Below are 23,558 nucleotides of genomic sequence, written 5' to 3' on the forward strand. Positions count from 1 at the left end.
CAGTGGGCGCTATCGCAGGGCGCTAACATCAGCAATGATGCCAGCACACCAAACGACACCGGCCAAACAGACGATTTTACGCCGACAACAACTCTGCGACGACTGCCAGTGCGCCCAGACGAGCGTTATCCACCACCGCCCACAGCGTCACCGTCTTGCCGTCTTCGCTCACATCAATATTGCTGACCCACACCAGATCGGCACCGATCACGTCCTGCGGCGTCGCCACGCCGCTCGGGCCTTCCACGTCCAGCACAAACAGGCCGGCGCTGGCGCGCAATGCGGCAATCACGGCTTCACGGGTGGTATCCTGGATCAGACGGATCGACAACGTGGCGCCATGGCCAAAGAACAACGGCGCCTGCACGCGTTGCACGCTATCGAGCAACGGCGCGCCCAGTTGCTGGTTCACCACGTTGCGGATGCTTTCAGACTGCGCGTGCGGCAGCGGGAACAGGTTGAATGCCAGACGCTTGGGGAAAGCGCCGTTTTCAATCTCTTCATTGGCGTACAGCGCGCGGGTCTGTTTCGAGAGCGTTTCCACGCCGGTCTGGCCCTGTGCAGAGGCCGATTCCAGCAGCGTGGCGTGGGCACGGGCAATCGACAGGCCGGTCAGCGCCGAGAGCGGGCGCGACAGCACGGCAAATGCCGCCAGCGGTGCCGTGGCATCCAGCAGGCGGCAACCGGCTGCTTTGGCAGCCGGGGCATATTTCTTCAGTTCTTCGCGGCTGCCGGCGAACACGGCCACTTGCGCAACGGACCAGTCAAACTCTTCGACTTCCAGCACCGGATAATCTTCGCCGCGAAACGACACCAGCGAGCCTTCGTCGGCCACGGCCAGGGCATACAGTTCTTTCACCGGCACAGTGCTTTCTGCCAGCACTTCCAGCAAGGTGGTACCAAAAGGGCCATGAGCGCCAAGAATGGCAATCGACAACGGTGCGGACATGATGATTTCTCCAGGGCGGCAGGCAGACACACGAGCGGTGCATAAAGACACTTCGACCAGACTACACGCCCTTTCCGTGTGGCCCGGGCAGTACTGTGTCTGCCAATAGATGAATATGTAGAACGCGCCAGCACAAAACAAAACAGGACGCCAAGGCGCCCTGTTTGTGCGAGCAATCGCGTATTTTACAACGCGCCAACCACGGCGTCGCCCATTTCAGAGCAAGACACTTTGCGCGTGCCTTCTTCGTAGATATCCGCCGTGCGCAGACCATCGGCCAGCACCTTCTTCACGGCGTTTTCCACGCGCACTGCCGCGGCTTCGTTCGCCAGGCTGTAACGCAGCAACATGGCCAGCGAGAGAATCGTTGCCAGCGGGTTGGCCAGGTTCTTGCCGGCGATATCCGGTGCCGAACCATGGCTGGGCTCGTACAGGCCCTTGTTGTTCTGGTCCAGCGAGGCCGACGGCAGCATGCCGATGGAACCCGTCAGCATCGAGGCTTCGTCAGACAGGATGTCACCGAAGATATTGCCGGTCACCATCACGTCAAACTGCTTGGGGTTGCGCACCAGTTGCATGGCCGCGTTATCCACGTACATGTGGCTCAACTGCACATCCGGATATTCCTTCGCCACATCGGTGACGATTTCTTTCCAGAACTCGGTGGTTTCCAGCACGTTGGCCTTGTCGACCGAGCACAGCTTCTTGTTGCGCTTTTGCGCAGCCTGGAAAGCCACGTGGGCGATCCGGCGGATTTCGCTCTCGGCATAACGCATGGTGTTGAAGCCTTCGCGCTCGCCGGCTTCGTTCACGTGCACGCCGCGCGGCTGACCAAAATAGATGTCGCCGGTCAGTTCACGCACGATCAGGATATCCAGACCGGAAACCACTTCAGGCTTGAGCGTGGAGGCATTGGCCAGTTCCGGGTACAGAATGGCCGGACGCAGGTTGGCAAACAGATTCAGATCCTTGCGGATGGCCAGCAGACCGCGCTCCGGGCGCAGCGGGCGATCCAGCGTGTCGTATTGCGGGCCGCCCACGGCGCCCAGCAGCACGGCATCCGCTTCGCGCGCCAGCTTCTGGGTGAATTCCGGATACGGCGAGCCGTACTGGTCATACGCGGCACCACCCAGCGGGGCTTCGGCGGTTTCGACTGCCAGGCCATCGTTGCGCAGTACGTCGAGCACACGTTTCGCCTGGGCGACGATTTCAGGACCAATGCCATCACCGGGCAGAATCAGGATCTTCTTCATGCTTTGTTTTCACCAGAAATAAAAAAGCCCGGCTGCCCGACCGGTCATGTCCTGACCTGTCGCGCTCACGCCGGGCTCGATTTTGAAAAATCTCAGCTGTGCGAGAGCTTGTAGTTCACATCGCAATCCGTCAGCACAATCACGCGCGGATGGGTTTGCAGCAACGTTGCCGGCACTTGCGTCGTGATCGGACCATTGACGGTGCGATCGAGGATCTCGGCCTTTTCCTGCCCCTTGACCACCAGCAAGATGGACTTGGCATGCAGGATGGAACCCATACCCATGGTCACGGCGTGTGTCGGTACTTCGTCAATCGAGTTAAAGAAGCGCTTGTTGGCTTCGCGGGTGTCTTCCTTGAGCGTTACCTTGTGGGTAAAGCGCGAAAGCGTGGTATCCGGCTCGTTAAAACCAATGTGGCCGTTGTGGCCAATACCCAGCAGTTGCATATCCACCGGGCCTTGCTGATACAGCGCTTCGTCGTAACGACGGCATTCGGCTTCGATATCGGCCGCATTGCCGTTGGGCACATGCGTGTTTTTCGGGTCGATATCAATATGGTCGAACAGGTTGCGCTGCATGAAACTGCGGTAAGACTCCGGATGCGTCACCGGCAGGCCGACGTATTCATCCAGGTTAAACGTGCGCACTTCCTTGAAACTGATCAGGCCTTGCTTGTAGCTCTTGACCATCTCCTGATACAGGCCCACCGGCGAACCACCGGTAGCCATGCCCAGCACCGCATTCGGGCGGCCACGGACAACGGACATCATCAAATCAGCTGCAACGCGATCGAGCTCAGCCTGGTTCTTGAACTTGTGAAGAATCATGATTTCGTTTCCCCGTACTTATTTTTTAATCAGAATGTAAGACCTGAAGCACGAACTATAGCAACTACCAGCGCGTGGTGCTGCGGTCGGCCCAATAATACCGCCATTCTGCGTTATACGGCGGCCACAACAAGCCGCCATATAGCGTTTGGGACAACCCGGGTAAATTTCCTTGCCCGGATTGTCCTGGGGAAACGCAATTTTTACCGCTACTGCGCCAGTCAGTCGGCAAACAGCCAGGGCTGGGTCCGGCGATGGCGCGCTTCAAACGCCTTGATATCGTCGGCGTGCTGCAGCGTCAGGCCGATTTCATCCAGCCCTTCAAGCAGGCAATGCTTGCGGTGGCCGGTGATATCAAAGCTGTACGACTTGCCCGACGGCGTGGTCACGGTTTGCGCGGCCAGATCAACGTTCAGGCGGTAGCCTTCTGTCGCCTCGGTTTCCTTGAACAACTCTTCGACTACTTCGGCCGGCAACACGATCGGCAATACGCCGTTCTTGTAGCAGTTGTTAAAGAAAATATCGGCAAAGCTGGGGGCGATCACGGCTCGGAAACCGTAGTCGTCCAGCGCCCACGGCGCATGCTCGCGGGAGGAGCCGCAACCGAAGTTATCGCGTGCCAGCAGCACTTGCGCGCCGGCATAGCGCGGGAAATTCAGCACGAACTCCGGGTTCACCGGACGGGTGCTGTTATCCATGCCCGGTTCGCCGTGATCCAGATAGCGCCACTCGTCAAACAGGTTCGGGCCAAAGCCGGAACGCTTGATCGACTTGAGGAATTGCTTCGGAATAATGGCGTCGGTATCCACGTTGGCCCGATCAAGCGGGCAAACGAGGCCATTCAATTGCGTAAAAGCTTTCATGGCGTGTCCTTTAAAAGACCAGAACCGCCAGCAAGTCCGGCTGCACGGCAGCAGGGCTTGTCCGGCAATTCATTACTTGCCCTGAATCTTTTCACCCACTTTTTGCACATCCTGACCAAAGCCGTGCACGGTATTGCAACCGGCCAGCATCAATACGGACAGCATCATCAACAAGGCAAACAGTGATTTCATGGGTTCAAAGACTCCGCAAGTTTCATAAATTCAACAAGCCAGGCGCAGGGCTCAGGCAAAGTTGCGGATGTCGACAAAATGTCCGGCAATGGCGGCCGCAGCTGCCATTTCGGGGCTCACGAGGTGAGTACGGCCACCCTGCCCCTGCCGCCCTTCAAAGTTGCGGTTAGAGGTAGAGGCACAACGCTCACCCGGTTCCAGACGATCCGCGTTCATTGCCAGGCACATGGAGCAACCTGGTTCACGCCATTCAAAGCCTGCCTCGATGAAAATCTTGTCGAGGCCTTCGGCTTCCGCCTGTTGTTTTACCAGACCAGAGCCTGGCACGACCATAGCGAGCTTCACATTCGCGGCCTTTTTGTGGCCTCGGGCCACAGCGGCAGCGGCGCGCAAATCTTCGATGCGCGAATTGGTACAGGAGCCAATAAACACCTTGTCGATCTGGATTTGCTCGATCGGGGTATCGGCTTGCAGGCCCATGTAATGCAGCGCCCGTTCCAGGCTGCCGCGCTTGACCGGATCAGCTTCGTTGGCCGGGTTGGGCACGGCGCCGCGCACGTTGGTAACTTGCTCGGGCGAAGTACCCCAGGTCACTTGCGGTTCGATCTCGGCGGCGTTCAGTTCAACCACCTTGTCAAACTGCGCGCCTTCATCGGACACCAGCGTCTTCCAGTAATCAACGGCCTGCTGCCATTGCTCACCCTTGGGCGCATAGGTGCGGCCCTTGAGGTAATCAACGGTTTTCTGGTCGACCGCAACCATACCGGCGCGGGCGCCTGCTTCGATCGCCATATTGCACAGCGTCATGCGGCCTTCCATCGACAGGCTACGGATGGCCGAGCCGCCAAATTCCACGGCATAACCAGTACCGCCGGCAGTACCGATCTTGCCGATGATGGCCAGCGCGACGTCCTTGCCGGTCACGCCACGGCCCAGTTCGCCTTCCACCTTGACCAGCATGGCTCTGGATTTCTTGGCGGTGAGCGTCTGGGTGGCAAGTACGTGTTCAACTTCAGACGTGCCGATACCATGCGCCAGCGCGCCAAACGCGCCGTGGGTAGAGGTATGGCTATCGCCGCATACCACGGTCATGCCGGGCAGCGTGGCACCGTTTTCCGGGCCCACCACGTGCACGATGCCTTGACGCAGATCCTTGAACGGGAAATACGCCAGCGCGCCAAAATGCTTGATGTTGGCATCCAGCGTCTCTACCTGCAGGCGCGAGATCGGGTCCTTGATGCCCTCATCCCAATGATCTGTCGGCGTATTGTGGTCGGCCGTGGCCACCACCGAATCCACGCGCCAGGGCTTGCGACCGGCCAGATTCAGGCCTTCAAAGGCCTGCGGGCTGGTGACTTCATGCACCAGATGGCGGTCGATATAGATCAGACAGGTGCCGTCTTCTGACTCATGCACCACGTGGGACTGCCAGAGTTTGTCGTAAAGCGTCTGTGCCATGTGTTTCATCCCGGTTGGATCACACCGTTTTTGCCGGTGTGGCTGGTTGTGGCAAGGGGCCGCAGAGTCAGGCCCGTTGCCGCTTTAACTGGTTTACGGGGTACAGCTTATGCGCAAGATTTTGTACTAACAAGGCAGGCGTTTATACTGGTATAAATACTAACTGGTAACAGGATCAGCCATGTCTATCCGCCGCAAGGAACTGGGCGAGTTTCTCTCCGCGCTGCGCCAGAAATGCGAACCCGCCGCATTCGGTTTTCCGGTTGGACAACGCCGCCGCACGCAAGGCCTGCGCCGCGAAGAAGTCGCCCAGCTGGCCGACATCAGCCCCACCTGGTACACCTGGATTGAACAAGGCCGCGAAATCAGCGTGTCTGGCAAGGCGCTGCACCGCCTGGCCGTGGCGCTGCGGCTGGACAAAACCCAGCGCGCCTATCTGTTTGAACTGGCAGGCCAGCGGGACCTGCAACCCGTCGCGCCAGAGCAGGAAATCGCCCCGCCCTTTTTACAGCAGATTGTCGATGATTTCGCCATGCCCGCCTATGTCATGGGCCGTTACTGGGACGTGCTGGCCTGGAATACCGCTGCGGCAGACCTGTTTGGCGACTGGTTAGCCACGGACACAACGCCCAACATGCTGCGTTTTGTGTTTGCTGATCCGTATGCGCGCACCCTGGTAGAAGACTGGGAAACCCGGGCCCAGCGCATTGTGGCCGAGTTCCGCGCCGATAGCCGGGACCAGGTGGATGACCCGGCGCTGATACAACTGGTGGACAGCCTGCATCAATCCAGCCCGGAATTTGCTGCGTTCTGGAAACGCTATGACGTGCTGGAACGACACGGTGGCTTGCGCGGCTTTAACCACCCCAGACACGGACATATGAATCTGAGTCAGGTGACTTTCCAGCTGGTCGACCAGGCCGATCTCAAACTGGTGCTGCTTACCCGCACCACCGCCTCCGCTTGATTTTGACCGGCGCGCGTTGCATGCACATAATCAGCACGTCTCCCCTGTGGATATGCCCATGCGCTGCCTTGTCATGCTTTGTCTTGGTATTGTCGCCCTGCCCGCACTGGCCGCCCCGGCCTGCAAGCAAGTCGCGCAGGAACTGAACCAGCGCATCAAACCCCAGGTCGATGCCACCCAACTGGCGCAGACCTTGACCAGCCTTAACCAGACCGGGCGGCTACCGGATAGTTACCTGACCAAGCGCAGCGCCCAGAACGCAGGCTGGGAGCCCGGCCAGGATCTTTGGCGCACGCTCCCGGGTAAATCCATTGGCGGCGATCGTTTTGGCAATTATGAGAATCGTTTGCCCAAAGGCCAGTACAAGGAAGCCGATCTGGATTACCGTGGCGGCAAGCGCGGTGCCAAGCGGCTGATTTTTGGCACGGATGGCCACCGCTATGTCACCGTCGATCACTATCAAACCTTTACCGAGGTGCCGCCATGCCAGTGAAAAAAGCCCGGCAAGTCACGCTGAGCCACGTCCAGAGCCTGGATGACGTGTACGACCAGTTTGCCGCCCAGCTCGCCCTGCCTGATTACTTTGGCCGCAATCTGGATGCACTGTATGACGTACTGAGCGCAGAGGTTCAGGGCCCCTTGAAGATAGTCTGGCAAGACGCCGGCGCCGCCGCCAGCGCCATGGGTAAAAAGCACTACGCCGCGGTGCTTGAGGTATTCAATGATGTCGGCGAGGAACGCGACGATCTGGAAGTCGTGATTGCCTGAGCCCGCCGCTCAGGTGTTCAGCGTCGCCAGCAAGTCCAGTTCTTCCTGCGTGAACCCGGCGGCCAGGCGTGCGTCGTGGTTCATCGGGCCACCAAACGGCGTCACGTACTCGCGGTACAGGGTAATGAAATGGGGCACGGGGTCGATCCCGCGTTGCTCACAGCACCAGCGATACCAGCGATTGCCGATCTGCACATGACCGATTTCATCGCGCAGGATAATGGCGAGGATCTCCATGGCGCGCGTATCGCCCACCTCTTTCAGGCGTGCCTGAATCCCCGGCGTGACATCCAGCCCGCGCGCTTCCAGTACGCGCGGCACCAGCGCCATGCGGATCAGCACATCATGATCGGTCCGCAAGGCCATTTCCCATAAGCCGTTGTGGGCCGGGAAATCACCGTACTCAAAGCCCAGTTGCTGCAGGTATTCACGCAACAGCGTGAAGTGATACGCCTCCTCCTGCGCCACCTTCAACCAGTCTGCGTAATACGCCTGCGGCATGCCGCGGAAACGGTAGATCGCGTCCAGCGCCAGATTCACGGCGTTGAACTCGATATGCGCCAGCGCATGCAATAACGCGGCCCGGCCTTCCAGCGTTCCCAACCCGCGTCGGGGCACGTCACGCGGCATGACAAGCTGCGGCTTTTGCGGGCGGCCAGGCGCGGGCAAGCGCTCAGGCGGCGGCACTGACGGCGGCACTTCAGCCTGCGTCAGAAATCGCGTGAGCGAGACCTTTTCTGCGGGATCACAGCTCTTGAGGGCGCATTCAACGGCAAAAAGAAAATCAGACATTTCTCATTATTTTCAACAAGTTCCAATCGCCCTACCGTGATTAATCACAAAGTAAAATCAGGAATAGTCACGTATTCCTCTTGGCATATGGCGATAAGATGACGTCATAGTTTTTTAGCCATCCAGCATGGCATGACAAAGGAGGCCTACCATGGCGAATAATGCAGTCAATCCACGGGAAGTCCGCCGCCAGCTCGGAATGAACCAGCAAGAATTCTGGAGCAAGATCGGCGTAACCCAAAGTGGCGGTTCCCGCTACGAAAGCGGCCGCAACATGCCGCGCCCGGTTCGCGAGCTTTTGCGCGTCGTCCACATTGAACAGATCAACCTGGAAGAACTGACCCGGGAAGACTTTCAAGTGATGCGCTATCTGCGCGAACACAAGCCTGAGCTGCTGGATACCCTGCGCTCTGCTGCGCGCGAACGCGAAAAGCATCAAAGCCGTTTTACCATGGCCGGCGCACTGGCCCGCTAAACGGTGCGGGCCATTCCGGCCCTTGAGCGGTTAACAAAATCCCGCATGGCGGTGCCAATGGCAACTGGCAGGATTTTGTTAACCGCTCATTAGATGCTTAGTTTTACCTCAAGGCCCTGTGCTGAAATCCGTTCAGCCAGGGCCTTCATCCATTCTACCGGCGCAGCATGCAAGCGCGGTGCTTCGGGTTGCATGGACGGCCGGGCCAGCCCGTACAGCAAGACCCCTTTCAGACCGGGCGCCTGCGCCTTCAGTTCTGCCACAAATGTCACATAGGCCGCGATATCTGCATCTGACGGCAAAGCACCATCCAGCCCGAACATACAGGTTTGCAGCCAGGTTGCGCAGCGCTCGCTGGCCGCAATCAGGTGGCGGATTACCGCCGCGCGATTCAGCTGCACCTGGTTGACCACCGCAAAGCCGTCCTGCGGGGCGCGATCCACCTTGAACCACAACTCGCCATTGATCTGGCCCATGCGCCCGACCACGTCCTGCACTTCGGGCTTGTACAGCTGACTGCCATTGGTAATCAGCACGATCTTGATCTGGCCCAGCAAGCCAAACGCTTGCAACTGGCGCTCGACAATCTCCAGCGCGTGGCCAAACTCGGGGCTCATGGTGGGTTCGCCGTTGCCGGAAAACGCCACATCATTAAGGCGCCGCAGTTCTTCCGGGACGCGCTCTTGCATGAAATCGCCATCGACGATCTGATGCAGCATGGTGGCGAGTTCGTCTTCCAGTTGCGCCAGATCAACCGGCGGCGGACCGCCGCGCTTCAGATCCGGTACCTGGCAGTAAAGGCAACGCCAGTTACAGGCGTTGTTCGGGTTCAGATTGATCCCGATCGACACCCCGCCGGCGCGACGGGAAACAACGGGGTAAACGTAGGTAAAGCCTGCGCTGTCGCGGGAGTGGTCAGACACCCGCAACACGCGCACCGGAAAACCATCAGCCATGTGCCTGGGCTCTCACCAGCAAGGTAGGAATACGGGTATGCCGCATGACGCCTTCGGCCACGCTGCCCAGCAACAAATGCGTGAGCCCGCTATAGCCATGGGTGCCCATTACGATTACATCGGCATTCCACTCAGTGGCATCGTCCACAATGGCGCGGGCCAGATTGCCGCCCCATGCTTCCAGCAAGCCTGACTCGCAATTGACGCTCTGTTGTTTCAGGGCATCTACATATTTGACGAGAAGCTGTTCGCCACTCTTGCGCAAGGAATCTTGAAGTTGAGGCACATCAAGAAACTCATTCGCACTCCACGCAAACTGCGCCAGATCAATAACATGCACGAGGCGAACAACGGCCTTCTGATCTATCGCAAGACGAATGGACTCACGCAGTGCTGCGGCGCTGGTATCACTGTCATCAACCGGAACAAGAATGCGCTGATACATACAACCTCCCCTTGCTGAAAATACCGCTCTATATGGAAGTCTAGCAGATCACGACTAGCCGGTTGCGGGGGGCGAGCCATCCGAATACACTCGATTGGGACGTAAATTTTGCAGCTTTCGGCTTTAACCAATGACCAGAATCAAACTTGACCCGCCCGAACATATTGATCTGACAGTGGAACTGGACATTCGTGTCACTGATCTGAACTACGGTGCCCATCTGGGCAATATGGAATTACTGGGCATGTTGCATGAAGCGCGGGTGAAATATCTGGCGCATTACGGAAATACCGAATTGGGGGATGCGCAGACCCCCGGCATCATCCTTAATGACGTTGCCATAACGTTTCATAGTGAAGGCTTTCTGGGCGAGCGGCTTTCTATCGCCATGACCGCCGCCGAACCCTGGCGCGCGGGATATGTTCTTTATTACGTGGTGCGTGCCGTCAAGGATGGCGCGGCGCCACGGCTGGTTGCAACAGCACGAACCGGCATTGCGTTCTTTGATTATGCATCACGCAAACTACAGAACATGCCCAAGGCATGGTCAGACCGGCTCAATATCGACAGGACTGAAACAACATGAAAAAGTACCCCAACAACAGCGCGGAGGCGATGGCACGCATTCTGGTCATGCAGATGATGTGCGATGGCAATTTTGACCCCGCCGAAATCGACGAGCTGGAGCACAAGCGCGTTTACGAAGCCCTGGGCATCAGCCGCAAGGCCTTCATCCAGGTGTTTCAGGACTACTGCAATGACGTGTCCGACGACGCCTCTGAAGACGGCAACATCCGTCTGGTGGACCGTGAGCGAATTGACCAGATGCTTGATGCCGTCGACGAACCGCGCAAGCGTTTGATGCTGGCGGCCATTGCGCTGGGCATTGCCAAGGCCGACAACGATTTCTCTAACGTGGAACTGGCCGTTTTCCGCCACATGCTCAAGCGCTGGCACCTGAATCTGGAAGACCTGCAAACCGCATTTGCTGTTTGATGGACCGCCCCGGCCACCGGCCGGGGCAAGCTGCACACGACCTGCATCCGGCACCAGATCAAGTTTCTGTCAGCCCAGCCGATAGATTCAACAGTCAAGCCGGATTGAAACATCCAATAAAATAAAGAATCTGCACAAAAGCAGATTTGTCACCGGGGAGTCCGCTATGCAGTGGTGGAGCCATTTTCACGCCGCGCTTGAGCGATCTTTGCTCCAGACGCTTACCCGCAAGTTCGCTTTTCTGTATCTCCTGCTGGCCGCACCGGTCATCCTTCTGATTGTCACCAGCCTTGCCAGTAGCGAGCTTGCCCAGACCGCGCACAGCCTTGGTCTGGCAGAACCTGCCATTACCCGCCTGACCGCCAGTTTTGACAGCCTGTATGTCTGGGCCTGGGCGCTGACCATCCTGTCGGCCCTGTTTATTACCGTGCAGGTGGTGTATTTCCGTTTCTGGATCGCCCGGCCGGTGCTGGCCATTACCAAAGTGCTCAACGATGTGGCCGGTGGCGAGGGCGATTTGTCGCGCGATGTTCCGGTGATTACCAGCGATGAAATTGCCGCCCTGGCCGGCGCCTGTAACCGCTTTCTGGCCAAGCAGCGCGAGATCATCGCCAGCGTGCAGACCATGACGGTGGGCATTGCGCTGGAAGCGGCACGCTCCATGAAGAGCATCAGTGACTCGGCCCAGTCTGCGCATCAGCAAGACGCGCTAGCCCAGAAAGTGGTGGCTGCCAGCGACAGCACCACTGTCGGCATCAACGATGTCTCGCACCGCACGCAAGAGATCTCTGGCTCTACCACGCACAACCTGGAAATGGCGCGCGCTTCTTATGCCGAGCTACAGGATGTGACGGACCGCATTCACGCCATCAGCCTCAGAATGTCCAGCTTCAATGAAACTGTGGATGGGCTGAACCAGCGCTCGGCCAGCATCAAATCCATTGTGGATCTGATCAAGGAAATCTCTGGCCAGACCAATCTGCTGGCCCTGAACGCCGCCATTGAAGCGGCCCGCGCTGGTGAAACCGGCCGTGGTTTTGCCGTGGTGGCCGATGAAGTGCGCAAACTGGCAGAGAAAGTCGGAGAAGCGACCGATGATATCTCGCGCGATATCGACAACATGCTGAACGAAGTGGCGCACACCCGCGAAGAAACGCATGTGATCACGCACGACGCGCAGCTGACGCGTTCGGTCGTGGAAAAAGCCTCGGGTCAGTTCCAGCGCATGATGGCGGATTTTGAATCCACCTCTTCTGCCCTTGTCGGCATTGCCTCAACGCTGGAAGAGTTCACCGAAGCCAATAATGTCGTGAACGCCAATGTGTCTGAAATCCACCAGCTCTCGCTCAAGGTGAATGAGCGCATGGCCGGTTCGGCCGAATCCTCGCAAGGGCTGGCCCGCGCGGCAGAACAGGTCCAGGCGCTGATCGGCCGCTTTACCGTGGGCCAGGGCAATCTGGATGCCAATATCCAGAAGGCCAGCAAGGCGCGTGATGAAGTGCAATCACGGATTGAAGCCATGAGCCGTCAGGGCGTCAATGTGTTTGACCAGCAATACCAGGCCATCACCGGCACATCGCCCGCCAAGTACAAGACGTCTTACGACCACCGTTTTGAAAGCGAAATCCAGCCGATTTACGATCAACTGGCCAAAAGCGCCATTGGTGGCAAGTTTGTGCTGGCCGTCGATACCAATGGCTACGGCCCGACGCATAATAGCTGGTATTCCAAAGCGCCTACGGGCGACAAGGCCACAGACCTCGTTAGCAGTCGCGACAAGCGCATTTTCAACGATCCGGCCGGCCTGCGTGCGGCGCGTAATACGCAGCGTTTCCTGCTGCAAACCTATGTGCGCGATACCGGCGAAATCATGACCGAGCTGGATGTGCCGATTTACGTGAATGGTCGCCACTGGGGTGGTTTGCGGCTGGGCTTTGACGCCAGCCAGATGCTGGACCAGAAAACCTGATCGCCAGATCAGCAAGCCGGAAAACACAAACGCCACCATGAATCACTCATGGTGGCGTTCTGCATTTGGCGGCCGTCGCCGCCACCCCCTGTTACCTGCTTAACGGCTGACTTTGCGAACCACATATTGATAACGATGTTGCAGCATCAGTTCGCCAGTTTGTTGCAGCCATTGAATAAGTGTACGCATGATGAGTTCTCCGTGGTTACGTAGTTTTGCTACGTACATAATGCGCCATAGGCGTCCACAAAACTACGTAAAACTCACATCTTGCTGCGGCAATTATTCACATGGCATTTGCGTTCTTCATGCCAGACCGGCCTCTTTAACCAGGTTACGGGGTATGGTGATACCCAGGGCGGCGCGGCATCACAACACGGCAGCCAAAGCCGACCAGACGTTCAGTTTCTGTGCAAACGCCAGCGTGTATGCCGGGCTGGACGAAGGCAGGTCGATCAGTTGCAAGCCTTGGGCGACCTGCAATTGCTTGCGGCCAATCCGCGCCGATGTCCCGCCGTTGAACGCCACCGCACGCAGCGCCGGCAAGGTGGCAATCAGATCAGTCAAGGCATTGTGGGCATGGTTGCGGATGGCGGCATCCAGACTGCCCTTGCGCTCTGCCTGGGCAATCACATCCCACAGGCCCACGCCGTGCGCCAGCAGCGTATCAAGGCGCTGGGCATAGGGCTGGGCGCGTAGATCCACACCGATGACGCTGCCCAGGAGTTCCCAGAAACGGTTTTGTGGATGCGCGTAATACTGCTGCTGCGCCAGAGAGGCCTCGCCGGGCAAGCTCCCCAGGATCAGTAGCCGGGTTTGCGGGTTAACCACAGGTGGAAAACAGCGTTTGAGGTCCATATCCGGCAAATGAGGCGTCATGATCAAAAGGACAAGGCAGCCTTGCCCTGGCTTGCGACCTCGGCCAGCAGCCAGTCTTTGAACGACTGGACCTTATCCAGATTGTCGCTTTCCGGCCGGTGCACGATGTAATACGCGCTGGGCACCGGGCTGATGTGCTCGCCAAACGGGCGGACCAGCCGGCCGGAGGCCAGATCGTCTGCAACCATGACGCTACGGCCTAGTGCCAGACCCTTGCCTTCCAGCGCCGCCTGCACCACGGCGGCGGCGTTGTTGATGCGCAGGCCGTGCTCAGCCGCAATCTCAGGATAACCGGCGTCATCCAGCCAGCGCCGCCAGGTGGGGTAGTCCGGGTTGGCAGCCATGGAGACATCATGCAACAAGGTACTTTGCGCCAGCGCGGCCACGCTAAGCCGGCCGTTTTCCAGCAAGGCGTAATCGGGCGAGCACACCGGAAAGATCGATTCTTCCATCAGCAAGGTGGCGCTCAGGCCAGGCCATTTGCCGGCGCCATAGCGCACGCCGATATCCACGCGCTCTGCCAGAAAATCTACCGTGCCCTGGCTGGTATCCAGCAATACATCCAGTTGCGGGTAGGCCTGCTGGAAACGATCAATGCGTGGCAGCAGCCATTTGGCGGCAAAAGCCGGGCTCACCGTGACCGTCAGGCATGCATGGGCGTGGGCGTCCTTGAGCCGCGCCAGCCCGACCGACAAACGGGCGAAGCCATCCTGGATATCCGGCAAGGCGGCACGGGCAGCATCGGTCAGTGTCAGACGCTTGCTACCGCTGCTGGCGCGGTTGAACAAGGTGATGCCCAACCAGGCCTCCAGGCTGCGCACCTGTTGCCCGACGGCGGCGGCGGTGACGTTCAGCTCTGCCGCCGCGCCGGCAAAACCCTGGTGGCGGGCCGTGGCTTCAAAGGCGCGCAAGGCGTTGAGATACGCAAGTGACGGCATGGTTAACCTTGTGTGGATGCGGGTGGCGCGGGCAGATGCCCCAGATGGCCGGTTTTCGCCCAGAGCCAGACGCCCGCCTCGCCTGCGGTGGCGTCAAGCGCAGCGCCGCACGGCAAGCGATACCACGATAATGCCGCGAGTGTGGCACCCGCCGTCATCAGCGTGCCACGCAGCACCAGCCATTCGCCACCACCCGGTACGGTACTGGACCAGCGCTGACTAGCAGGGAGCCAGATCAGGCTCACGGTTTCTGTGCTGCTGCGATACACCGGCCAGGTTTGCTGCGCGTCCGGAGCAGCCTGACCGGCCGTTGGCCAGCCGGGCACCGGCACCGCTTGCTGCGTTTCGTCCCCGGGCACGAACTGCCACAACCGGACCAGCAATAAACAGCCTTCCTGCGTATGCGGGCTGTGGCGCGTGCCGGGTGGATTGCGAAAATATGTCCCTGCCGGAAAATCGCCGTGTTCATCGCTGAACATGCCGTCGATCACCAGGATTTCTTCGCCGCCATGATGCGTATGCGCATGAAAACGGCTGCCCGGCGCATACCGCACCAGCGACGTCGCCTGCGCGACTTCGCCACCAATACGAAACAGCGGGCGCCGGGTCACATCGGTATCCGGTGTGGGCCGCCACGCGCCGGGGGTCTCGTGTTCCAGCGCGGGCAGCGTCAGATCGGCATTGATCTGCATTTCAGTATTCCTTCATGACATCCTGCACCTGTGCGACGGCGGCATGGGCCGAGGCCAGCGCGCCTTCCAGATAGCCGCCGAACTCTGGCGCAAATTCAGTGCCGGCCAGCACCAGGCGCCCGGCCCACGGCTGCGGCAGTGGCATCGGGGTGTAAAGCGGGTGCTGGTATAGCGGTTGTTGATCCTGCTGCTGCGCAGTATACGGGTCTTGCGCCCAATCCTTGAGGGTAGTCCAGCGCGGCGCCAGCGCTTGCGGCCCGAACAGGCGCGCCAGTTGCTTGAGCGCCAGCCGGTGCAGTTCGGCCTCGCCCATCTGCTGCCGCATGGGTGCCGGCACGCCGATAAACCCGAACAACAGCGCCACCTGCCCGGCAGCGTCTGAGGCATCATGGATTTCCACCAGCGGCCCGCGCTGGCTGCCCGCATCACCTGACAAGCCGGCGTCCCGCCAGAAAGGTTGATCATACGCGGCGACAAACTTGGCATTGCCCGCCATCCAGGTAGGTGTGGCCAGCCAGCGTTGCTGCTCATGGGCAGGCCAAGGCGGATTGGCCTGCAGCCCGGCCAGCAAACGCGGCGGCAAGGTGCTGATGACCAGATCGGCCGTCAGCTGCTGTGGCTGGCCAGCGCGAATCACCTGCAATGTCACCGCATCCGGCGTCAAGGCTACCGACTGCACCACGGTCTCCAGATGCAGTTCCACCGCATCAAGCCGCGCCAGCAGCGCCTGCACCAGCGCCCCCATGCCGCCCACCAGCCGCATGGATTCGGGCTGCTGAATCCAGCTTTGCCTGATGGTGTGGCGCGTGCCATCCGCACCTTCGCGCAGGCTGGCACCTTGTGCCCATTGCGGGTAATCGGCCAGATCAAACTGCCGGACCAGTTCTGCCAGGCGCGGGTTCAGTTCCGGCCAGTACCAGCCCGGGCCCAGATCGGCGCGATGCTGCTGGCCCGCAACGGGCTCGCTCAAAATGCGGCCGCCCGCACGCGCGCGGGCTTCCAGTAGCGTGACGCGCAAACCGGTCCTGGCCAGTTGCTGCGCAGCCACAAGGCCGGCCAGCCCGGCGCCGACGATGACAATGTGTTGATGCTTCATGTTGTATCTCAAAAGCTTCCGCCCATGGGGCGGATATCCAGTTCCTGGGTCCAGACACTGGCCGGTTGCCGGAACAACTCCAGATACTGTGCGGCCAGATCATCCGGGTTGATCATGCGTTGCGGATCGCTGCCCGGAAAGCGCGCCGCGGTTTTGTCGCTGGCGATCAGGCCATCAATGATGACACTGACGGCATGAATGCCGCGCGCGCCGTGTTCACGCGCCACCGCCTGGGCAAACCCGCGCAAGGCAAACTTGGCGGAGCTGAACGCGGCAAAACCCGGCCCGGCACGGCGACTGCCCGATGCGCCCGAGTAAATCAGCGTACCGCCGCCCTGGCTTTCCAGCCGCGGAACGGCCTCCCGCGTGAGCAGAAAGGCACTCATGACACTGGCCCGCCAGACGGACTCCAGTTGCGCCGCCGTGGTACTCAACAGCGGTTCACGCAAAAACGCCATGACGTTGTGAATGACACCGGCTAGCGGCGGGTAATCACGATCCAGACAACTGAACCACTGGTGAACCGCGGTTTCGTCGGTCAGATCAAGCTGTTCTCCGTCGCCAGAGCGCGAGGCTTTGATTACCGTGTAGCCCGCGGCTTCAAAATGCCGGGCAAGCGCTGCGCCAAAGCCCGCGCTGTAACCGGCAATCAGCACGGAACGCGGTGAAGTGAGACTGGACATGGGTTGATCCTTAACCTTAAGGGCGCGGCAGCGCCGCGCCCGTCTGTGTTACGCCAGATTGCGACCGGCCATGACGCCACCGTCGACATCCCAGATTGCCCCGGTCACCCAGCCGGCCTTGTCAGACAGCAAGAACGCGACCACTTCAGCCACATCCAGCGGTGTACCTACGCGGCCGATCGGGTGGAAGCTGTTAAAGCCCTGCAGCGCGCCGTGGACTTCTTCTTTGGGGATGAACCCTTCGTAGATCGGCGTTTGCACCACGGCCGGCGACACGGCGTTTACGCGGATGCCCTTGCCGGCCAGTTCCATGGCCAGATGCTGGGTCAGCGCATGCAAACCGGCCTTGGCCATGGAATACGCCGACGACGGCGTGGCTTCAATGGCTTGTTGCGCCCACATCGAACCAATATTGACGATCGCGCCCGGCTTGCCCGCGGCGACCAGATTTTTTGCCACGGCCTGCGTCACAAAAAAGAACGCGCGATTGATCGCCTGATACTGGTCGTAGTCAGACGTGCCATGGTCCAGAAACGGCTTGGGAAAAAACACGCCCGCTGCGTTCACCAGCAAGTCGATATCGGCATGGCGCTGGTTCAGCGTGCTGATCAGCGCGTCCACACCGGCGGCAGAGGTCAGATCGGCCTCGATCACATCCACCTGCCCGCCCGACTGCTGCAGGCTCTGGCGCGCAGTTTCAAGTTTGCCGGTGTTGTGGCCGATGACCACAACCGCGCCGCCCTGGGCTGCGATCAGTTTTGCGGTTTCAAGGCCCATGCCGCTGGTGCCGCCAACGACAAGCAGTTTGCGACCGGTAAATGTCTGGGTAGTCATGATGTTTTCCTTTATTCAGAGAATCACAGAATCAGAGAAAGATGTGTTCGGGGTAGATCAGGCCGGGGTGAGCTGGTCGTGTACTTCCAGCACGCGCGCGGTGTAAGTGAGTGCGGCACCGGCATTGAGCGCAATGGCCACGCCGAGCGCTTCGGCAATTTCTTCGCGGCTCGCGCCCTGCGCCACCGCCGCTTTGGTGTGAACTGCAATGCAGCCATCGCATCGGGTAGTGACCGCCACGGCAAGCGCAATCAGTTCATGGGTTTTGGCGTCCAGGTGGCCGGTTCGGGCGGCGCTGTTTTCCACCGTCTGCAGACCACGCAATACGTCCGGGCTCAGCTTGGCGAAGTCGTTCACGCGGGCCAGCAATGCGTCGCGATAGTGATTCCAGTCTTGCATCATGTTGTCGTTCCTTTTTCGGGATGTGGCATGGTTTTTCTATGCGGTCATATTGATCTGGCATCGCACTTTGCTTTGACAGAGCCGCTTGGCATGACTGGATTTTTCTCCGATCCCGGCCAGGTCACAAATCAGGATATCTGCGCGTCATAAGAAGAAAATCTTTCTCTACCGGCGCATGCAGGCAATAAAAACCCCTGCCCGGCAAAACCGTACAGGGGTCATCATTGGGGCAGTGGAGTTCAGAATACGGGCAATGTCACCGGCACCGGGCGGGTCAGCAGGTCGATGTATTCGGCCAGAAAGCGGGCGTTATCAAACTGGCTCACGTAACGGATCTTGCGCACAGAGCCACCGGCAATTGGCGTCGTGGTGCTGGCGGTGACCTGCCCTTGCTGATCGGACAGCGTGGTGTTGATGCTCAGATAAGCATCTGTGGTTTGCGTCGCCATGGTCGGATCAAGCAGCCAGGCAATGGTCAAAGTATCGAAAATATGCGCGTCCGGCCCCAGGAACTGCGCGTTTTCGGTGTCGTAAATCTGCGTGACGATGGTCTGCCTGGCCGGGTTGTGCGCAATGGCATCAAAGGTGGCCTGATCGAGCGGGACGGTGTCTGTGACATCCAGTGGAATGACCGATTGCGGAATATCCTGGCGCAAGACTTCCTGGATGGCGACCGGGTCAAACCACCAGTTCATCTCCGCCACCGCATTGGAATTTCCGGGCACGTTGATATTGCCGCCCATATACACAATGGCCTTGATCAGCGGCGCAATTTCCGGCGCCTTGCGCAAGGCAATGGCAAGGTTGGTGGCCGGGCCGACTTCCAGAATGGTGACTTCGTGCGGGTGCGCCTTGATGGTCTGGATCATGAAATCAGACGCGTTCTGGCCCTGCAGGCTGGTATGCGTGGCAAAGCCATCCGGGGGTGCGGTCAAGTCTGCCGCAGTTTGCGGTTTGGGGAACATCCACGCGCCAAACCAGCCGTTGGGGTTAGCGGCAATCTGGGCGTTGATGCTGTTCACATCGTACGTCAGCGGGTAATCCGCGCCGCCGTATACGCCAATCTGCTGCGAGACGCCCATGCGTTCCACCGCCTTGAGTGCATCGCTTTGTTCCTGCATCAGCCAGCCGTTGCCGCTTTCTATGGTCAGGCCAAGCACGTTGACCTTGCCTTGCGCCATCAGTTGCGTGGCCATGACAAACAACTGGCCATCATCGCCCATGGTGTTGAAGTCAGAATCGATAATGATTTTGGGTGCTGGCGTGCTGGCGCTGTTGTCGCCACCACATGCGGTCAGTAAAGCGGAACCGAGCAACAGCACGGATAAAACTGTTTTCTTCATGTTGTCTCCTTGGTTTTTCTCAAAATGCGGCGTGCACGAATCCCCGCCCGAAGTCTGGAAAGAATCCGGCGTAAGCAAGGTCGTGCAGATTTCAGAAATACAACTACGGAACGACTACAGCGCCCGACACAACCGCAGGCCACGCGGTCATGTCAGGAGAGGGAAAACAGCAAATTCAACTGGCCGGCAGATGGCCAGAATCAGAAGGTAACGCCGGCCACCAGCATCACATTGGCATACGGCGTGCATTCACCCGTGCGGATAAATGCGCGCGCGTTGTGGCTCAGGGCCTTGAGCGCTTCGTGGCTGACCACCTGGCGCTCGCCCGTCAGGGTGGCAGACTGGTCCAGCGCGGCCAGCGGCGGCAGGCGGCCATCCAGCATTTCCTGGGCGACCACATGCGATTGCACCTGCATTTCGCTCAATACCACGGCCAGCACCTCGGCAAACGCCGGGGTGCCGGCGGTCAGCGCCAGATCAATGATTTCCACATCCGGCGCGTGCAGCGGCGTGGGCATGCCAGCATCGGCAATCAGGATCATGTCGCCATGCCCCAGCGCGGCGATCACGCGGGAGAGCGCGCTGTTCAGCACCTTGGTTTTCTTCATGCGGTTTGCTCCACTTCATGCAGATACGGAATGGATGGCTGCGCGCCAGCACGCGTGACCGAGATCGCGGCCGCCCGCTGACCAAGCAAAATGGCGTCATGCACGCTGGCACCCCGCGCCAGCGCTGCAGCAAAACCGCCGGTAAAGGTGTCGCCAGCGGCGGTGGTATCGATGGCTTTGACCGGCGTACCGGGGTAATGCGCCATATCCTCCCCAGTCAATGCCACAAGACCACGGGCGCCCAGGGTGATGAGCACATTGCGGGCACCCAGGGCACGCAGGCGTTGGGCGGCAATGCACGCGTCCTGCGGCGAATCCACGGCGATACCGGACAACGTCGCGGCTTCGATCTCGTTGGGGATGAGGTAATCGACTTCCGGCAACCAGGACGCCAGCAAGGGCTCGCTGACCGGTGCCGGGTTCAGGATGGTGACTTTGCCCAGGCGGCGCGCGGTTTGCAGCGCGGCCAGCACGGTGTCATGCGGTACTTCCAGCTGGCAGACCACCACATCGGCGGTGGCGACCAGCGCCTCGTGTTGCTTGATGGCAGCCGGCGTCACTTCGCCATTGGCGCCCGGTACGATCAGGATCGCGTTCTGGCTGGCATCATCCACAATGATCATGGCGACGCCGGTGGGCGTATTGGCCCGCGTGGTAATGCCACTGCAGTTGATGCCCTCGTCCGCCAGACCAGCGCGCAGCGCAGCGCCGTAACTGTCTGCGCCGGTGGCGCCAATCATGGCCACGTGCGCGCCCAGGCGTGCCGCAGCAACCGCCTGATTGCCGCCCTTGCCGCCGGCGATGGTGGCAAAAGACGTGCCGGACAAGGTTTCGCCCGGCTTGGGCAGGCGCGGCGCGCGGCCCACCAGGTCCATATTCAGACTGCCGACGATCAGCACATGGCCGGCCTTGTGTTCATCTTTGTTGCTGTTGACTGCGTTCACTGCCTTGTTTCCTGTGTTCTGCCGCGCATTGCGGTCTTGCCGTTTTTCTTGTGTGCGTTGCAAGGTTATTCAAATCGGGCGGCGCCAGCCTCACACGCAGGGCGCGGTGGATTCGCGCAGCGTCAGTTGTGGCGCCACAATCTGGCGTCGCGGCGTGCCGGAGGCCGTGCCGTTGATGCGATCAAGCAGCAGTTGCGCGGCTTGTTCGCCCAGTTGGGGAATCGACTGCCCGACCGTGGAGAGCGCCGGGTATACATAACGACTCAGTTCAATGTCATCGAAACCGATGACGGAGCAATCTTGCGGTACGCGGATCCCCCGCTCTGCCGCGGCCCGCAACACGCCAATGCCCATCATGTCGTTGCCGGCAAAAATGGCGGTGGGCATCAGCCCGGCAAACAGGCGCGACGCCGCGTAGTAGCCGCCCGGGCTGGAGAAATCGCTCTCTACCACGGCATCGGGCAATACCGGCACGCCCGCCTCTGCCATGGCGCGGCGAAAACCCGCCACCCGCAACGTGCCCACAGCCATGGTCGATGGCCCGCTGATACAGCCAATGCGCCGATGCCCCTGTTCCAGCAGGTGTCTGGTCGCAACGTAGGCACCCAGTTCGTGGTCGATTTCGACCAGATCTGCTGCCACGCCCTCGACTTCACGGTCGACGATGACCACTGGCACGTGGTTATCGACCAGACCCTGCATCAGCGAGTAGTTGTCCCCGGCCGAGGCAATCACGAGGCCGTCGATGCGTTTCTCACGCAGCGCCCGCAGGTAATTGCGCTGCTTTTCTGGATCATCGTCCGAGTTGCACAGAAACACGCAGTAGCCATTGCGCTCGCAGCGTGTCTCTATCCCGCGCGCCAGCTCGGCAAAGTACGGGTTGGTGCTGTTGGGCACCAGCAAACCGATGGTCGATGTGGCCCGCACCTTGAGCGAACGGGCCACGCCAGAAGGCACGTAATTGAGCTGGCGAATGGCCTGTTCCACTTTTTCGCGTGCTGAACGGCTGACCGGGCGCGTGCGGTTCACCACGTGCGATACCGTGGTAAACGACACGCCTGCCAGCGTAGCGACGTCTTTGATGGTGGCCATGGTCTGTTATTCCGGTTCTTTTGTTGGCAGAGGATCAGGCGCGCTTTTTGGCGCGATGACTGCGATAGGTATCCAGCACCACCGCAACCACAATCACTGCACCGGTAATGATGCGTTTGGTCGGTTCATTGGCCCCGATCTGCGCCAGACCAGCCGCCAGTACCGAGATAATCAGCACACCAAAGAAAGTGGCGATCACCGAACCACGCCCGCCCATCAAGCTGGTGCCGCCAATCACCACCGCCGCGATCACTTGCAGTTCCATGCCTTGACCCGCATTGGGGTCAGCGGCTTCCAGACGCGAGATCTGGAACAACGCGGCCAGACCCGACAACAGACCCATCAGCGCAAACACGGCCAGCTTGTACGGCTTGGGGTTGATCCCTGCCAGGCGCACGGCTTCTTCGTTGGTCCCGATGCCGACCAGATAGCGGCCGAACACGGTGCGGGTCAGCACCAGCTGGGCAATGATCATGACCGCCACGGCAATCAGGAAAGCCGGCGAAATCCCCACCGCGATCGGGTTGGAGAGCCAGTCAAACTGCGCGCCAATATAGGCCGTGCGCGAGTTGGTCAGCTGATAAGCCAGACCACGGGCGATTTCCAGCACGCCCAGCGACACAATGAACGACGGAATACGCCACGCCACCGTGACTGTACCGGTCAGCGCGCCGGCCAGTGCGGCCACGCCCATGCCCAGCAAGGCCGACGACCACGGGCCCATCTGGTACTTGAGCGCAGCCACGCTGACGACCGATGCGGCCAGCGCCAGGACCGAACCCACCGACAAATCGATACCGGCAATGATCAGGATGAACGTCATGCCCACCGCCATGACCACCAGATCAGGAATCTGGTTGGCGATCAGGCTGAAGGTGTCGTAGGTGAAAAAGTGCGAACTGAGCACCGAGAACAGCGCAATCATCGCGATCAGCGCGCCGGCAAGGCCCAGATAAGTACTCAGACCGCGCATGATGCCGCCATTGTTGTTGGGCAGCGCGGTCGACGGCGCAGCAGCGGGTGCCTGGGCATCCGGTGCGACGGCGTTGGTTTGTTGGTCAGTCATTTGATCCACTCCTGTCACCACGCTGTGTCAGCGTGGTCTGCATCCTGGTTTTGCAATGTGTTTGTTGTGTC

Annotated in this window: 28 protein-coding genes; 7 read left to right on the forward strand and 21 right to left on the reverse strand. The window is 59.8% G+C overall.

Translation table 11 applies throughout. The features are described from left to right. Positions 1–76 precede the first annotated feature (76 nt). From IEX57_RS05830 to leuC, 6 genes are all read right to left on the reverse strand, one after another. Positions 77–949, reverse strand: coding sequence for an Asd/ArgC dimerization domain-containing protein (locus tag IEX57_RS05830; protein WP_188703251.1), 873 nt, complete (start codon positions 947–949; stop codon positions 77–79). Between the two features lie 185 nt (positions 950–1,134). Then, positions 1,135–2,202, reverse strand: coding sequence for a 3-isopropylmalate dehydrogenase (gene leuB / locus IEX57_RS05835; RefSeq protein WP_188703253.1), 1,068 nt, complete (start codon positions 2,200–2,202; stop codon positions 1,135–1,137). A 92-nt stretch (positions 2,203–2,294) separates the two neighbouring features. Beyond that, positions 2,295–3,029, reverse strand: coding sequence for a glucosamine-6-phosphate deaminase (gene nagB, locus IEX57_RS05840; RefSeq protein WP_188703255.1), 735 nt, complete (start codon positions 3,027–3,029; stop codon positions 2,295–2,297). A 221-nt stretch (positions 3,030–3,250) separates the two neighbouring features. Continuing rightward, positions 3,251–3,892 carry a 3-isopropylmalate dehydratase small subunit gene (leuD, locus tag IEX57_RS05845; protein WP_188703257.1) on the reverse strand — a complete coding sequence of 214 codons (642 nt, stop codon included), beginning with the start codon at positions 3,890–3,892 and terminating at the stop codon, positions 3,251–3,253. 72 nt (positions 3,893–3,964) lie between these two features. Then, the gene (locus IEX57_RS05850; RefSeq protein WP_188703259.1) at positions 3,965–4,084 is read right to left on the reverse strand and encodes an entericidin A/B family lipoprotein; all 120 of its coding nucleotides are present in this window, start codon (positions 4,082–4,084) and stop codon (positions 3,965–3,967) included. 51 nt (positions 4,085–4,135) lie between these two features. After that, positions 4,136–5,542 carry a 3-isopropylmalate dehydratase large subunit gene (leuC, locus tag IEX57_RS05855; RefSeq protein WP_188703261.1) on the reverse strand — a complete coding sequence of 469 codons (1,407 nt, stop codon included), beginning with the start codon at positions 5,540–5,542 and terminating at the stop codon, positions 4,136–4,138. A 181-nt stretch (positions 5,543–5,723) separates the two neighbouring features. Here leuC and IEX57_RS05860 point away from each other — a divergent pair, with 181 nt between their 5' ends. Genes IEX57_RS05860 through IEX57_RS05870 form a run of 3 tightly spaced genes read left to right on the forward strand, consistent with a single transcriptional unit; the run spans position 5,724 to position 7,277 of the window. Continuing rightward, positions 5,724–6,509 (forward strand): helix-turn-helix transcriptional regulator, encoded by a 786-nt coding sequence (locus IEX57_RS05860; RefSeq protein WP_188703263.1) that lies wholly within the window; start codon positions 5,724–5,726, stop codon positions 6,507–6,509. A gap of 58 nt (positions 6,510–6,567) precedes the next feature. Beyond that, on the forward strand, positions 6,568–7,002 hold the full coding sequence (locus IEX57_RS05865; RefSeq protein ID WP_229708773.1) for a ribonuclease domain-containing protein: 435 nt from the start codon (positions 6,568–6,570) through the stop codon (positions 7,000–7,002). Next, entirely contained in the window at positions 6,993–7,277 is a 285-nt protein-coding gene (locus IEX57_RS05870) for a barstar family protein (RefSeq protein WP_188703265.1), read from the forward strand. Before IEX57_RS05865 ends, IEX57_RS05870 begins: the two co-directional genes overlap by 10 nt. Before the next feature lie 9 nt (positions 7,278–7,286). Here IEX57_RS05870 and IEX57_RS05875 read toward each other — a convergent pair whose 3' ends face one another. Further along, a complete protein-coding gene (locus tag IEX57_RS05875; RefSeq protein ID WP_188703267.1) occupies positions 7,287–8,069 on the reverse strand; it encodes a ferritin-like domain-containing protein in 783 nt (260 codons plus the stop codon). A gap of 151 nt (positions 8,070–8,220) precedes the next feature. Between IEX57_RS05875 and IEX57_RS05880 the strand changes: the two genes are divergently transcribed. Continuing rightward, on the forward strand, positions 8,221–8,544 hold the full coding sequence (locus tag IEX57_RS05880) for a helix-turn-helix domain-containing protein (RefSeq protein ID WP_188703269.1): 324 nt from the start codon (positions 8,221–8,223) through the stop codon (positions 8,542–8,544). 89 nt (positions 8,545–8,633) lie between these two features. Here IEX57_RS05880 and IEX57_RS05885 read toward each other — a convergent pair whose 3' ends face one another. Continuing rightward, a complete protein-coding gene (locus IEX57_RS05885; RefSeq protein WP_188703272.1) occupies positions 8,634–9,500 on the reverse strand; it encodes a radical SAM protein in 867 nt (288 codons plus the stop codon). Beyond that, positions 9,493–9,945 carry a universal stress protein gene (locus tag IEX57_RS05890; RefSeq protein WP_188703274.1) on the reverse strand — a complete coding sequence of 151 codons (453 nt, stop codon included), beginning with the start codon at positions 9,943–9,945 and terminating at the stop codon, positions 9,493–9,495. Before IEX57_RS05890 ends, IEX57_RS05885 begins: the two co-directional genes overlap by 8 nt. Positions 9,946–10,075: 130 nt before the next feature. On the opposite strand from IEX57_RS05890, the gene IEX57_RS05895 reads away from it, so the two are divergent. The 3 genes from IEX57_RS05895 to IEX57_RS05905 all read left to right on the forward strand — a co-directional run bounded on the left by IEX57_RS05895 (position 10,076) and on the right by IEX57_RS05905 (position 12,910). Further along, positions 10,076–10,531, forward strand: coding sequence for an acyl-CoA thioesterase (locus tag IEX57_RS05895; protein ID WP_188703276.1), 456 nt, complete (start codon positions 10,076–10,078; stop codon positions 10,529–10,531). Then, on the forward strand, positions 10,528–10,941 hold the full coding sequence (locus tag IEX57_RS05900; RefSeq protein ID WP_188703278.1) for a tellurite resistance TerB family protein: 414 nt from the start codon (positions 10,528–10,530) through the stop codon (positions 10,939–10,941). The genes IEX57_RS05895 and IEX57_RS05900 overlap by 4 nt, the downstream gene beginning before the upstream one ends. A 208-nt stretch (positions 10,942–11,149) precedes the next feature. Continuing rightward, positions 11,150–12,910 carry a methyl-accepting chemotaxis protein gene (locus IEX57_RS05905; RefSeq protein ID WP_229708776.1) on the forward strand — a complete coding sequence of 587 codons (1,761 nt, stop codon included), beginning with the start codon at positions 11,150–11,152 and terminating at the stop codon, positions 12,908–12,910. A gap of 369 nt (positions 12,911–13,279) precedes the next feature. On the opposite strand, the gene IEX57_RS05910 is transcribed toward IEX57_RS05905, so the two are convergent. The 12 genes from IEX57_RS05910 to IEX57_RS05965 form a co-directional block, all read right to left on the reverse strand. After that, the gene (locus IEX57_RS05910; RefSeq protein ID WP_229708778.1) at positions 13,280–13,789 is read right to left on the reverse strand and encodes a DNA-deoxyinosine glycosylase; all 510 of its coding nucleotides are present in this window, start codon (positions 13,787–13,789) and stop codon (positions 13,280–13,282) included. A gap of 2 nt (positions 13,790–13,791) precedes the next feature. Beyond that, positions 13,792–14,727: a transcriptional regulator GcvA gene (gcvA, locus tag IEX57_RS05915; RefSeq protein ID WP_188703282.1), complete on the reverse strand. Its 936-nt coding sequence runs from the start codon at positions 14,725–14,727 to the stop codon at positions 13,792–13,794. Positions 14,728–14,729: 2 nt separating this feature from the next. Next, on the reverse strand, positions 14,730–15,419 hold the full coding sequence (locus IEX57_RS05920; RefSeq protein ID WP_188703284.1) for a cupin domain-containing protein: 690 nt from the start codon (positions 15,417–15,419) through the stop codon (positions 14,730–14,732). Between the two features lies 1 nt (position 15,420). Then, complete coding sequence (locus tag IEX57_RS05925; protein WP_188703286.1) at positions 15,421–16,515, reverse strand: flavin monoamine oxidase family protein; 1,095 nt, start codon at positions 16,513–16,515, stop codon at positions 15,421–15,423. 8 nt (positions 16,516–16,523) lie between these two features. After that, entirely contained in the window at positions 16,524–17,198 is a 675-nt protein-coding gene (locus IEX57_RS05930) for an SDR family NAD(P)-dependent oxidoreductase (protein WP_188703289.1), read from the reverse strand. Between the two features lie 48 nt (positions 17,199–17,246). After that, complete coding sequence (locus IEX57_RS05935; RefSeq protein WP_188703291.1) at positions 17,247–18,032, reverse strand: SDR family NAD(P)-dependent oxidoreductase; 786 nt, start codon at positions 18,030–18,032, stop codon at positions 17,247–17,249. A 57-nt stretch (positions 18,033–18,089) separates the two neighbouring features. Beyond that, entirely contained in the window at positions 18,090–18,434 is a 345-nt protein-coding gene (locus tag IEX57_RS05940; protein ID WP_188703293.1) for a carboxymuconolactone decarboxylase family protein, read from the reverse strand. Between the two features lie 239 nt (positions 18,435–18,673). Beyond that, positions 18,674–19,777, reverse strand: a complete 1,104-nt coding sequence (locus IEX57_RS05945; protein WP_188703295.1) for a nucleoside hydrolase — start codon at positions 19,775–19,777, stop codon at positions 18,674–18,676. A 200-nt stretch (positions 19,778–19,977) separates the two neighbouring features. Next, complete coding sequence (gene rbsD / locus IEX57_RS05950; RefSeq protein WP_188703298.1) at positions 19,978–20,385, reverse strand: D-ribose pyranase; 408 nt, start codon at positions 20,383–20,385, stop codon at positions 19,978–19,980. Continuing rightward, positions 20,382–21,329 (reverse strand): ribokinase, encoded by a 948-nt coding sequence (rbsK, locus tag IEX57_RS05955; protein WP_229708781.1) that lies wholly within the window; start codon positions 21,327–21,329, stop codon positions 20,382–20,384. Before rbsK ends, rbsD begins: the two co-directional genes overlap by 4 nt. Before the next feature lie 90 nt (positions 21,330–21,419). Next, entirely contained in the window at positions 21,420–22,421 is a 1,002-nt protein-coding gene (locus IEX57_RS05960; protein WP_188703299.1) for a LacI family DNA-binding transcriptional regulator, read from the reverse strand. Positions 22,422–22,455: 34 nt separating this feature from the next. Further along, the gene (locus IEX57_RS05965) at positions 22,456–23,487 is read right to left on the reverse strand and encodes an ABC transporter permease (protein ID WP_188703300.1); all 1,032 of its coding nucleotides are present in this window, start codon (positions 23,485–23,487) and stop codon (positions 22,456–22,458) included. Between the last annotated feature and the right edge of the window lie 71 nt (positions 23,488–23,558).

Source organism: Silvimonas iriomotensis, from assembly GCF_014645535.1.
Lineage (GTDB): Bacteria > Pseudomonadota > Gammaproteobacteria > Burkholderiales > Chitinibacteraceae > Silvimonas > Silvimonas iriomotensis.